Here is a 12,582-nt window from a genome sequence, read left to right as displayed (position 1 = left end):
GGCGATGGTGGGTCAGCCACGGTGATGTCGACTGACACACCATCGCCAGCAAGCCGGCTCCTACAGAAGTTATGTGTGTGCAGGTTTATCGGGTTTAGCCAGCAACGTGTACACGCACGGCAGCACAAACAGCGTAAACAACGTCCCGATCGACATCCCCGTGGCGATCACTGTGCCGATGTCGAACCGGCTGACAGCGCCCGCGCCCGTGGCGATGATCAACGGCACCATGCCAAATACCATCGCCGCGGTGGTCATCAGCACCGGCCGCAGACGAATGGCCGCTGCTTCCTCAACCGCTTCGCGCGGCGTCAGGCCCTTGTCCTTGCGCAACTGGTTGGCGAACTCGACGATCAGAATCCCGTGCTTGCTGATCAATCCGATCAACGTCACCAGCCCGACCTGGGTGTAGATGTTCATGCTCGACCAGCCGAGGAACAGCGGAATCAGAGCGCCGCAGATCGACAGCGGCACGGTCACCAGAATCACCAGCGGGTCGCGGAAGCTTTCGAACTGCGCCGCCAGCACCAGGAAAATGATCGCCAATGCCAAGGCAAAAGTGACCCACAGCGCACTGCCTTCCTGCACGTACTGCCGCGATGCACCGGCATAGTCGACGGCAAAACCTGCGGGTGCCTCTTCCCGGGCAATCTGACGCACCGCGTCGAGGGCTTCACCCATGCTCACCAGCGGGACCCCGGACAGGATCGCCGAGTTGAGCTGCTGGAACTGATTCAGTTGCCGTGGGCGTGCCCGGTCGGTCACGGTAATCAGGGTCGACAGGGCCAGCAGTTCACCCTTGGTGTTCTTCACGTAATAGTTGTTCAGCCAGTCGGGGTTGTCCCGGAAGGGCCGTTCGACCTGCGCGATGACTTTGTAGCTGCGACCTTCAATGGTGAACCGGTTGATCTCCGCCTCGCCCAGCAACGTCGCCAGCGTGCCGCCCAGATCCTGCATGGACACGCCCATTTGCGCGGCCTTCGCCCGATCGATATCGACCACGACTTCGGGTTTGTCAAAGGCCAGGTCAACGTCGACGAAGGCAAACTTACCGGACTCCATCGCGCGTTTTTTCACCCGGTCCATCACTTGCAGCAGCGACTCGTAATTGTTGGCGGTATTGACGACGAATTGAAACGGCAGCCCTTCGCCGGTCCCCGGCAGGGAAGGGAGGTTGAAGCCGAAAATCTGCAACCCTGGAATGCTTTCCAGTTTGCTCTGGACCGCGGGCAGGATCTGCATTTGCGTGCGCTCACGCTCGTTCCACGGTTTGAGCAGGAAACCGCCAATCCCCGATTGCACGCCGTTGAAGCCGTTGATCTGGAACGATGAGTAGTACTCGGGAAACGCCTTGAAGATGCTGACGAACTCGTCGGTGTAGGTGTTCAGGTAATCAAGGTTGGTCGGCTGCGGGGCGCTGGCCAGCATGAAAATGACGCCCTGGTCCTCGTCCGGTGCCAGTTCCGATTTGGTGAAGTTGAGCAGCACCGGAATCAGGCACAGCACGATCACCGCGAACACCAGCACCACTGGCCGCGTGTTGAGCGTGCCGTGCAGCATGCGCTGGTAGCGGCGCTTGAGACCTTCGAAAATCAGGTCCAGCCGGTGAGCGAGGCCGCTGGGGTTTTCGTCGTGGCGCAGCAGAAAGGCGCACATCATCGGCGACAACGTCAGGGCGACAATGCCGGAGATCACCACCGCACCGGCCAGGGTCAGGGCGAACTCCTTGAACAGTGCCCCGGTGAGGCCGGTCAGGAAGCCGATAGGGGCGTAGACCGCCGCCAGGGTGATGGTCATCGAGACCACCGGCATGGCGATTTCCCGGGCGCCTTCAATGGCGGCGTCCAGCGGCGTCTTGCCTTCTTCGATGTGACGGTGGATGTTTTCCACCACCACGATGGCGTCGTCCACCACCAGGCCAATGGCCAATACCATCGCCAGCAGGGTCAGCAGGTTGATCGAGTAGCCCATCATCTGCATGAAGAACATCACGCCGATCATCGACAACGGAATGGTCACCACCGGGATCACCACCGAACGCAGCGCCCCGAGGAACAGAAACACCACGACGATCACGATCAACACCGCTTCGAACAGGGTTTTCACCACTTCGTCGATCGAGGCCTGGATGAACAACGTGGCGTCGTAGGCAATTTCACCCTTGAGGTTCGGCGGCAGCTGGGCTTCCAGGTCCGGCATGATCTTTCGCACTTCCTTGATCACGTCCAGCGGGTTGGCGCCGGGCGTGGCCTTGATGCCGATGTACACCGAGGGCGTGCCACCGAAGGAGCTGATGGTGTCGTAGTTTTCCGCGCCCATCTCGACCCGCGCGACATCGCTGAGCAGCACCCGACTGTCACCGTCGACCTTGAGCGGAATCGCGGCGAAGGCTTCGGCGGATTTGAGCTCGGTGTTGGCGTTGATGCTGGTGACCACGTACTCGCCTTTCACTTCGCCGGCGGCGGAGAGGAAGTTGTACTTGCGCACGGCATCGGTCACATCGCTGGCGCTGAGGCCGAACCCCGCCAGTTTCATCGGGTCCAGCCACAGGCGCATGGCGAATACCTGGTTACCGAGAATCTCGGCTTCGGCCATGCCTGGCAGGGTCGCCAGTTTTGGCTGGATGACCCGTGACAGGTAATCGGTAATCTGCGGGTTAGTCATTTCCTTGCTGAAGAAGCTGATGTACATCAGCGCCGACGCATCGGCGGCTTCCTTGCTCAGTACCGGGTCTTCGGCGTCCTGAGGCAACTGGTTTTTCACTTCGTTGGCCTTGGCCAGCAACTCGGTGAACAAGCGGTCGCTGTTGGAACCGATGCGCGCGTAGATCGAGATCACCGAGAAGTTCTGGCGACTGACCGAGGTCATGTAGTCGATGCCCTCGGCGCTTGCCAGGCTCTGTTGCATCGGTTGGGTGATGTAGCCCTGAATGGTTTCGGCGTTCGCCCCGGGGTACGCGGTGGTCACCGTGATCAGGGCGTTTTCCATTTGCGGGTATTGGCGCAGCGGCAGCTTGCTCCAGGCCTGAAAGCCCAGCAGCACAATCAACAGGCTGACCACGGTGGCGAGCACCGGGCGGCGGATGAACGGGTCGGTAAAAGCCATTGGGGGTTCCTTGATCAGTCAGCGCGTGGCTGACTGTTCTTCTCGGCCAGGGTCTTGTCGTCGCTGATGGCAATGTGCGCGCCGTTGTCCAGTTTGATCTGGCCGGCGGTGATCACTTTTTCGCCGTTCTTCACGCCTTTGGTAATCATCACCTGCCCATCGCGTCGTTCGCCGGTTTCGATGAAACGGCGTTCGGCGATCAGGATCGGTTGGCCCTTGTCGTCTTTTTCGATGCTGCCGTCTTCGGTTTTTTTCTGCGCTGCCACGTACAACGAATTGCCGTACAGCGTGTACGTGATCGAGCTTTCCGGCACGACGATGCGCGGCTGCGGGTTGGGCAGCATCACCTGCAGGCTGGCGAACATACCCGGTAACAGTTTGCCGTCGGGGTTGGCCAGGGTCGCGCGGACCTGCATGTTGCGCGTGCTGTTCTCGATTTTCGGGTTGATCGCGCTGATGGTGCCGGGGAAGGTCTGCGCCGGGTAGGCCGCGACGATGATTTCAACCGGCTGGCCGATGGCGATCTTCGGCACCGACTGTTCGGGGACGAAAAAGTCGACGTAGAGACTGCTGAGGTCTTGCAGGGTGGCAATCATGGTGCCGCTGGCAAGATAGTCGCCAACGTCCACCTGCCGAATGCCGATGGTCCCGCTGAAGGGGGCAACGATGCTTTTTTTGCCGAGTGCAGCCTTGAGTTGATTGACCGTGGCTTTGCTTTTTTTCAGCACCGCCGAAAGTCGGTCGAACTCACCTTTGGAAATGGCCTGGCTGCCCACCAGTTGACTACCGCGACCGAAATCGAGCTGGGCCAGCCCGAGGTCGGCCTGAGCGGTTTCCAGCAAGGCACTTTCCACGGCGCTGTCGAGGCGCAGGAGTGGTTGACCGGCCTTGACCTTCTGCCCTGACTCGAACTGCAAATCGATGACGGTGCCGTCGGTCTCCAGGCTCAGGTCCACGCCTTGCAGCGCCTTGAGCGTGCCGACGGTAGGCAGGCGTTCCTGCCACGGTTGCTCGGTAGCAGTAGCCACGGCGACGCTGATCGGCGGTTTCGGCACAGCGAAGCCTTGAATCATCGTGTAGATGGAGAAGGCTTTGTAACCGGCCAGAACCAGCACGATCAACAGAACAACACCCAACATGATCAGCATGCGGCGACGCAGCATATTTCCACTTCCTTGGAGAAAATCAGGTGAGACAGTCGGGCACATTACTCCGAGTGTGCCGGGTATTCCAACTGCCACTTTTTACAGGCCACCGCAAAACCTGTAGGAGCAGAGCTTGCTCGCGAAAGCGGTGTGTCAGGCACATCCATTTTGCATGTGCCGCCGCTTTCGCGAGCAAGCTCTGCTCCTACAAGAGCGGGGCAGTCAGATGAGGTGCAGGTGGTTATCCCAGAGCCCCGCAGGCAGTTCGAGAGGTTTTGCAACAAGGTTTGTCTGGCGGCAATCGTAGTACCGGCATCGGCCTTGACCCGAGGTCACGACAAAACCGTCGGCCACCGCACCCACCCCGGCGCAATCGGGAAGCGGCGCATCCAGGCGCACTTCACCGCTGTCCATGTCCCAGATGAAAAAGCGATTGCCCCGTGGTGCCGTTAACGCGACCAGGCGCAAATCACTGTGCACCGCGACACTGGCGGTGTAATGCCCCATGGCTTGCAACTGATGCTCGGGCACCGGGAACGCCACGAACGGTTGCCCCGGACGCTTGATCGCCAACAACTCCGACGACTCATGGGACGGCCCCATGAATTGCTGACCGGCGACGATGGTGCCATCACTGGCGATCCCCAGGTGCCGCACGCTGTTCATCTGTTGTGCGAGGGTTTCCTTGCTCAGCAATGTACCGTCGCGCTGCATCAGCACCAGGCTTGGTTCCATGGCGTTGAGGTTCATCTCGACGCGGCTTTCAGCCTCGGTGCGAATGCCGCCGTTGGCCACCACCAGGGTTTCGCCATCGGGCATCCACGACACCTGATGCGGGCCGATGCCATGGGTCGAAATCTCGCCGCTGTGCACCAGGCGCTCGCCTTCGAACTTGTACACACCCAGCAAGCCGCGACCGGGATCGGACGTGTCGTTCTCGGTGGCGTACAGCCAGTCGCCGCTCTGGTGAATCACCGCGTGACCGTAGAAATGCCGGTTCGGTTGCGAGGCCACGGTTTGCAACAGCGTGCCGTCGCGCAGGTCGATCAGGTAGCTTTCGGTGCCCGGACGCCGGGCGACGAACAGCGCGATCGGCAGCGTCGGGTGGTTGATGATGTCGTGGCAACGCTGGCCGACCTGGGTGGCGAACACCCGCGTACCGTCCAGCCGATAACCGACGGCGTAGTGCTTGCCGTCGCCATCGTCCCGTGCCGAAAGCAGCAGCGGGCTCTTGTCCTTTTGCTTGAACAGCGTCCAGCCGCCCAGTGTCACTGCTCCCAGCAGCAAACTACCTAACGTCAGAGCCTGTCGTCGCAGCATGGCACTCGCCCTCATCAGTCACCGTCGTTGGCGTTGAAGCCCAGTTGGATGCCCAGCGCCTTGGCCAGTTCACCCTCGTGCAGGCGGTGGACGACGTTGAGGCTGTCGTAGATGTCGTTGAGCTGCTGGCGACCGGCGTCGTCGTTGAGCATTTCAGTCAGCGAGCGCTGGTTGCTGGCGAACAGTTTCAGGGACGCGGCGTAAGCGGCGTCGATCTTGTCGGCCAAAGATTTCTGCTCGCTTGGCAGCAAGCCACGCAGGCCTTTGTTGTCAACGCCTTCCCACACGGTTTTGGCGGCGGCGAGGCTCGCTTCCATACTCGTCAGGGACGACTGGCTACGCCACTGGTCAGCCTGGAATGGTTGCGGCACACCCTTGGTCTGGCGGCCCATCGGCGTGCCGAGTTTTTTCTTCAGGCTGTCGAGAGCGGTGACCTGTACACGCAGCAGATCGGCAATCGCTTCGTGGGAGTCGGCGTAGCGCTGGTTCGGGAATTTGCTCAACTGCGCGAGCATGCCGTCGGTGTTGTTCCAGGTTTTCAGAATCTCTTCGGCCAGCTGTTTCTGACGCTCGCCAATGGCTTTCAGCAGAGGGCAATACTTGGCTTTTTGCGCCTCGTTGGCCACGTCAGGCTTGCTGTCGAACAGGATGTATTCGTAGGCCGAAAGGCCTTGCACCACAACGCTGGATTTGGCCAGGGCGGTGGCATCGATCTGCGGTTGCGCGGTCACCAGTTGCTCGACCTGACGGCCCACCAGGTTTTTCTTGTCCGGCCAGAATTGCACTTGCCAGGCGCGATTGCCTTCGGCCAGCGGCCCGATCAGCAGCGGTTGCAGCTCGGCCCAGGCTTTCTGCGCATGGAGGAAATCGGCACGGGCGGTGTCGAGGTTTTCCTTGCCTTCGCAATAGGCCAGCGCGCTGACGGCCAACTGGCGATCGGCTTCAACCCAGCGCGTGTAGGTCGGCAGGATCACCGACTTGGCGATGGCCGCCGACGTGACAGCTTGCGGATCCTGCGGTGAGCAGGCGCCGAGGGCGAGTGCGGCAAGGCTGGTGAACAACAACTTGGGACGGAACATTTAGGGCTCCCGCTAAGGAATACGTTTAAAGGGAATTCAAAAACGCCAGCAACGCCGCGCGCTGCTCGGCATTGAAAGACAAAACCTGTTGCTGGGCCGCTTTTGCTTCGCCGCCATGCCAGAGCACGGCTTCGAGCAGATTGCGGGCGCGGCCGTCATGCAAAAACTGGGTGTGACCACTGACTGCCTGCGTCAGGCCGATGCCCCACAACGGCGGCGTGCGCCAGTCGCGGCCACTGGCCTGGAATTCGCTGCGGTTGTCGGCCAGGCCGTCGCCCATGTCGTGCAGCAGCAGATCGCTGTAAGGGCGAATCACTTGATTGGCCAGTTCAGGTTCTGCCGCGTTGGCGGCGGTGGTGTATTTCGGTGTGTGGCAGGACTGGCAACCAGCCTGGAAAAACAGGGTCTTGCCGGCCAGCACTTGCGGTGTGCCGACGTCGCGGCGAGCCGGTACGGCAAGGTTACGGCTGTAGAACAGCACCAGACGCAGAATGTTATCGCTGACTTCCGGTTCGCCGTCCGGGCCGTTGCCGTTCGGCGCCTGTTTGCAGGCGGTTTGCGCGTCGGTGCAGTCATCAAAGGGTCTCAGGCTGGTCGTGAGGCCCATATCACCAGAAAACGCGTGAACGTTCTGTTGATTGAGGTTCGGCTGCCCGGCCTTCCAGCCAAATCGGCCGAGGACGGTTTTCTGTTGTGCGTCATCCCAGACCTGGTTCGGTCGGCCATTGATGCCGTTTTTCTCTTTGGCCTGCGCGGCGGCATTGGCCAGGATCGCTTCTTCCGGGATCGCCTCGAGCAGCCCAAGGCCAATCATCGGCGGGGCGATGCGCGCGGAGAAACGCGTGTCCGGGTGCATCGGGCCGTAGCCGAGTTGGGTGATCTGCAATGTCGGCTTGCGCAACTCGACTTCGGTGCCGTCCTTGAAACGCACCGGCACCGGCGTGTAATCAACCCGAACCTTGCCTTCCGGAACCACGCCGGGCACCGACATGTCCTGGAACTGGCCGCCGTAGACCGGCTCCGGCACGACACCTTGCTGCTCGATGATTTTGGCGTAGGTCGGTGAATCGGGTATCGACAGGCGCACCAGCATCGAAACGGCATTCACCGCATCAGGTGCAGGCGGGTGACCGCGACCGTCCTTGATGTGGCAGCCCTGGCAAGCGTTGGTGTTGAACAGTGGGCCGAGGCCGTCGCGGGCCGTGGTGGTCGACGGGGCGATCACCCAGGGGTTGCGGAAGAAGCTGTTGCCGACGCTGAAGTCCACGCGCCGTGACGGCGGCAGGTTGGCGGAGGGCAGGGAAAAGGCGTTCTGATCGGTCTTGCGCACGGTCGCGCTGCCACCGGACCTGGCTTCACCGGGTTCGGCCTGGGTAAAACGCGGGGCGTCATCGCAGGCACTCAGGCCCAGGGCCAGAAACAGTGCGGACAAGCGAAGAGGCAGCGAGGGCATCAGACATCCTGCAAGACGAGCAAAACAAGGGCGCAAAGTCTAACAGGGCAGGGGAGATTGAATAAGAGGAATTATCGTTTGGTTGATGTGGGGCAGGGTTTTCCGGCAAACCACGATCCCCTGTAGGAGCGAAGCTTGCTCGCGAAAGCGGTGTACCAGTCGCCACTGTCGTTGAATGTGACGCCGTCTTCGCGGGCAAGCCTCGCTCCTACAAGGGGCGGTGTTGGGCAGGCATGAAAAAGGCGACCCGAAGGTCGCCTTTTTTATTCAGCCAGCGTTGATCAGAATTCGTGATCAGCGTTGTCCGGGTTCAGGTCGCTGATGCCCAGCTTGCCAGCGGCAGCTTCGATCGAACCGGTCTGCTTGACCAGCGAAGCGATGGCGTCGCGAACGATCTGGTTGCCAGCGGTGTTGCCGGCAGCGATCAACTGGTCGTAGTGCTCACCCTTGTTGGCGTGATCGACAATGACCTGCATCTTGGCTTCGGTCGCAGCCAGGTCGGCCTTCAGCGCGGTGTCGGCCGCCGGGTCCGCCTTGGCCACCAGAGAGGACAGGCTGGCGCCGGTCATTTTGGTGCCGTCGACACGGGTGTATTCGCCCAGGTACACGTTACGAATGCCTTTGGCATCGTAGAACTGCGAGTTGTGGGTGTTGTCGCTGAAGCAGTCGTGTTCGTCTTCAGGGGAGTTGGCTTCCAGGGAAACCTTCATGCGCTCGCCCGCCAGTTCGCCCAGGGACAGGCTGCCCATGCCGAACAGCATTTTGCGCAGGCCGGAATCCACCGGTTCCGCTTCCAGGGTGGCGCGGTAGTTGTCGGCCACGTTCGGCTTCCAGTTACCGACCATTTCTTCCAGGTCGCTGACCAGCAGTTGGGTCACGGACTTCAGGTAAGCGCGACGACGATCGTTGTGACCGCCGGTGGCGCCTTTGCCTTCCAGGTAGTCGGAGGCTGGACGGTTGCCGGCGCCAGGGCCGGTGCCGTTCAGGTCCTGGCCCCAGAGCAGGAATTCGATGGCGTGGTAGCCGGTGGCGACGTTGGCCTCGGAACCACCCAGCTCGTTCAGGCTGGCGAGTTTTTCCGGGGTGATGTCCTTCACGTCGATCTTGTCTTCGCCGACCTGAACTTGAGTGTTGGCGATGATGTTGGCGGTCGCGCCCGGGTTACCCAGTGCGTGCTCGTAGGATTTGTCGACGTAGTCGATCAGGCCTTCGTCCAGTGGCCAGGCGTTCACCTGACCTTCCCAGTCGTCGATGATGGTGTTGCCGAAGCGGAACACTTCGCTCTGCAGGTAAGGAACGCGAGCAGCGATCCAGGCAGCCTTGGCGGCTTTCAGGGTGTCGGCGTTCGGCTTCGCGAGGAAGGCGTCGACGGCGGTTTGCAGGGTTTTCGCGGTGGATTCGGCATCGCTGTAAACGGCGAAGACGATGTCGGCGTAATGCGCGACAACGGCTTTGGCAGCGGCTTCGTCGACTTTGCCGGCAGCAGTTGGCGCAGGCGCAGCGGCCGGGGTAGTGGCGGCTGGCGTAGGCGCTGGGGCGGCAGCTTTGTCTTTGCCTTCGCCACAACCGGCGAGGGAAATAGCGATGGCCAACAGACTGGCGGTAGCCAGAGGCATACGAATCATGGCGAACATCCTGCTTCGAAAGGGGGTGGAATGGCGCAGCTAGCGCGCAAAACTGCGACATAATGCAAATCTTTCGCATTATGTGTAAAGAGTTGTTCTTGGAAATATTTCTTATTCAGATAGCGGATGTTGCACTTTGTAGGAGTGAGCCTGCTCGCGATGAACGTGAACGATAACGCGTGCAGACTGAAAGAATGCGTCGCCTTGGAGTTCATCGCGAGCAGGCTCGCTCCTACAGGAACCCTACAAAATAGCCGCGTTGCTGCGCTGGGCCTGCTTCAGATAGGCGCCCAGTTCTCGCGCCGGCAGTGGCTTGCTGTAAAAGTAGCCCTGACCTTCGTGGCAGCCTTCGGAAATGATGTAGGCCTCTTGCTCGACGGTTTCCACCCCCTCTGCAATGACCTGCATGCCAAGGCTCTTGCCCAACTGGATGATGGCCCGAACGATGGTTGCATCGTCGTCGTCATCGAGCAGGTCTTGTACGAAGCTCTTGTCGATCTTGATCTTGTCCAGCGGCAGGCTTTTCAGGTAACTCAGCGATGAGTAACCGGTGCCGAAGTCGTCGATGGCGATCAACGCACCGGAGCGACGCAGGCTCAGCAGATGCTGGGCGGCGGTGCTGATGTCTTCCATCAGGCCGGTTTCGGTGACTTCCAGCTCCAGGCTGCGCGGTGGCAGGCGGTACATTTGCAGCAGGTTATTGACCACCCGCGGCAGCTCGGCGTGGTGCAACTGCACCGTGGACAGGTTCACCGCCATGCGCAGGTCGGTGAAGCCCTGGTCATGCCAGTCGCGCAATTGTTTACAGGCCTGATCCAGCACCCATTCGCCAATGGCAATGATGGTGCCGTTCTGCTCGGCCAGCGGGATGAACAGGTCCGGCGGCACCAACCCGTGTTCGGGATGTTGCCAGCGAATCAATGCTTCGACGCCCACCACCCGATGATCGCGGTAGCTGATCTGCGGCTGGTAGACGAGGTAGAACTGGTCGCGGATCAACGCGTCGCGCAGGTCCTTTTCCAGTTCGCGACGGCGACGCATCTCGGTGTCGACACTGGCGATATAGAACTGGTAGCGGTTGCGTGAGCGAGTCTTGGCCAGGGTCATGGTCTGCTCGGCTTTTTGCAGCAGCTTCTCGGTGCTGTCGCCATCCTCGGGGAACAGGGTGATGCCGATGGTGGCGCGCAGACGAATCTCTTGATGATCGAGGGCGAATGCCGCTTCCAGGTCATCGAGAATGCTTTGCGCCAGTTCGGCGGCTTCGTAGGGTTGTTCGATATCGGCCTGGACCAGGGCGAACTGATCGCCGCCCAGTCGGGCGAGGGCGCCAAGGCGACCGCTGTGGCCCCGCAGGCGATCAGCCAGCGCCAGCAGCAGTTGGTCACCGGTCTGATAGCTGAATTGTTCGTTGATGCCCTTGAAGTCATCGAGGCCGACACACAAAACCGCGACCCGGCGTTGCAGTTTGCCGGCGTCGACGAGGATCTTGTCCAGTTGCTGTTGCAATTGCTGGCGGTTCGGCAGGCCGGTGAGGAAGTCGTACTGGGCCATGCGCAGCAGGCTGTTTTCCGCTTCGTGGCGCAGGTGGGTGTTGCGCTCGATGGACTCGAGCAACTGGTTGGCGGTGTTGATCCAGATGCCCAGTTCGTTTTTCTCGTGGCCCCTGAGCTGTGGAATCTTGTGCTCGCTGGGGCGGTCCGGGTTGATTTCGGTCAGGTGCTCGATGATCCGCGACAGCGGTTTGGTCAGCAGCCAGTGGTAGACCAGATACAGCACCAGCCCCATGGCGAGGGCGCGCAATACCCCGGAAATGAAGATGATCACCGAGCTGACGATGAACCCTTGTCCGTAGGTGGCGGTGTCGAGGGTGATGCTCAGGTCGCCGTAGTACTCGCTGTACGGGCCGCGACCCACCAGTTGAGTGGTGAAGGTGCGTTCCTTGCCGAGGATCAGGTCGGTCAGCCAGCGGCTGCTGGATTGCTGCAACTCGCGGGATTTTTGCGCCAGCATGGCTTCATTGGGGTGGCCGATGGAGGCCTGGCGGACGGCGTCGTCCTGAAACAGGCCTTCAATCACTTGCATGCCCATCTCTCGGTCCAGGCTGTAGACGGCCTGGGTCGATGGGTCGCGGAACATGTCGAGGATGCGCTGGGCATCGCCTGCCACGGCCTGGCGTGTTTTATAGGCATCGAAAACGATCTGCGCGCAGCTCAAGACCACGCCGACGATCAATGCCGACAGGAGCACGACCCGGAGCAACTTCACCGACAAGCTGTTCTTGAGTTCCAGCTTCAAAGAGTCATTCCTTGTTCCGTGCAGGTAGCATCAAGTTGCCATGAGTATTGGCAATCCGGTGATGGCAGTCAAAGGGACAATCAAACACAGGGGAATTTGCCTGTGGGTTGGCCGAAATGCTGTTGCCTGGAGTATTTGCCCTATTAGTACTGTGTCGGTAGTCGAGTCCTTCAACTTGAGGGGGATTTGGACTTATTTTCCATTTGGTTGATGGTAGACGTCTGTGGCGTTGGGGCAAGGGGCTTAACGCTTGTTTCATTGTCTGTAATCACCCATCTGCAACACCGCGATCTCCTGTAGGAGCCGGCTTGCTGGCGATGGCGGCCTCGTGGCGGACCATTTTCTTTCGGGTGTACATATCCATTCCTGCGGTAACGGCCACTTAGGGTTTCGCCCTTACGGCGACTCACTTTTCCAAACGCCGAAAAGTAAGCAAAAGGCTTCGCCCCAGCGTCCGGCCCCTCGCTTAGGCTCGGCGTTCCCTCGCTCCGGTCCTGCTCCGTGGGCCCGCCGCCATCGGCCATCCATGGCCGGGGGCGGCTAGCCCGGCATCCATGCCG

At 60.6% G+C, this 12,582-nt stretch carries 7 protein-coding genes; all 7 read right to left on the bottom strand.

The features are described from left to right. Positions 1 to 69: 69 nt before the first annotated feature. On the bottom strand, positions 70 to 3,105 hold the full coding sequence (locus KGB24_RS21525; RefSeq protein ID WP_223415973.1) for a multidrug efflux RND transporter permease subunit: 3,036 nt from the start codon (positions 3,103 to 3,105) through the stop codon (positions 70 to 72). 14 nt (positions 3,106 to 3,119) lie between these two features. Then, positions 3,120 to 4,268, bottom strand: coding sequence for an efflux RND transporter periplasmic adaptor subunit (locus KGB24_RS21520; protein WP_223415974.1), 1,149 nt, complete (start codon positions 4,266 to 4,268; stop codon positions 3,120 to 3,122). A gap of 204 nt (positions 4,269 to 4,472) precedes the next feature. Then, positions 4,473 to 5,570 (bottom strand): DUF1513 domain-containing protein, encoded by a 1,098-nt coding sequence (locus KGB24_RS21515; protein ID WP_192228595.1) that lies wholly within the window; start codon positions 5,568 to 5,570, stop codon positions 4,473 to 4,475. A 14-nt stretch (positions 5,571 to 5,584) separates the two neighbouring features. Continuing rightward, positions 5,585 to 6,649 (bottom strand): imelysin family protein, encoded by a 1,065-nt coding sequence (locus tag KGB24_RS21510; RefSeq protein WP_223415975.1) that lies wholly within the window; start codon positions 6,647 to 6,649, stop codon positions 5,585 to 5,587. A 25-nt stretch (positions 6,650 to 6,674) separates the two neighbouring features. Further along, complete coding sequence (locus tag KGB24_RS21505) at positions 6,675 to 8,102, bottom strand: di-heme oxidoredictase family protein (protein ID WP_223415976.1); 1,428 nt, start codon at positions 8,100 to 8,102, stop codon at positions 6,675 to 6,677. A 281-nt stretch (positions 8,103 to 8,383) separates the two neighbouring features. Continuing rightward, on the bottom strand, positions 8,384 to 9,727 hold the full coding sequence (locus KGB24_RS21500; RefSeq protein ID WP_223415977.1) for an imelysin family protein: 1,344 nt from the start codon (positions 9,725 to 9,727) through the stop codon (positions 8,384 to 8,386). A 243-nt stretch (positions 9,728 to 9,970) separates the two neighbouring features. Then, positions 9,971 to 12,022 (bottom strand): putative bifunctional diguanylate cyclase/phosphodiesterase, encoded by a 2,052-nt coding sequence (locus KGB24_RS21495; protein WP_008032099.1) that lies wholly within the window; start codon positions 12,020 to 12,022, stop codon positions 9,971 to 9,973. Between the last annotated feature and the right edge of the window lie 560 nt (positions 12,023 to 12,582).

Source organism: Pseudomonas sp. BF-RE-25, from assembly GCF_019956105.1.
In the GTDB taxonomy this organism is placed as follows: Bacteria; Pseudomonadota; Gammaproteobacteria; order Pseudomonadales; family Pseudomonadaceae; genus Aquipseudomonas; species Aquipseudomonas migulae.
This window is presented reverse-complemented; position numbering and strand designations above follow the sequence as displayed.

What these genes read in the sequence shown, in the direction of transcription:
- KGB24_RS21515 (WP_192228595.1), bottom strand. Translation starts at nt 5,570, where the DNA reads ATGCTGCGACGACAGGCTCTGACGTTAGGTAGTTTGCTGCTGGGAGCA.
- KGB24_RS21505 (WP_223415976.1), bottom strand. Translation starts at nt 8,102, where the DNA reads ATGCCCTCGCTGCCTCTTCGCTTGTCCGCACTGTTTCTGGCCCTGGGC.
- KGB24_RS21500 (WP_223415977.1), bottom strand. Translation starts at nt 9,727, where the DNA reads ATGATTCGTATGCCTCTGGCTACCGCCAGTCTGTTGGCCATCGCTATT.
- KGB24_RS21520 (WP_223415974.1), bottom strand. Translation starts at nt 4,268, where the DNA reads ATGCTGCGTCGCCGCATGCTGATCATGTTGGGTGTTGTTCTGTTGATC.
- KGB24_RS21525 (WP_223415973.1), bottom strand. Translation starts at nt 3,105, where the DNA reads ATGGCTTTTACCGACCCGTTCATCCGCCGCCCGGTGCTCGCCACCGTG.
- KGB24_RS21510 (WP_223415975.1), bottom strand. Translation starts at nt 6,649, where the DNA reads ATGTTCCGTCCCAAGTTGTTGTTCACCAGCCTTGCCGCACTCGCCCTC.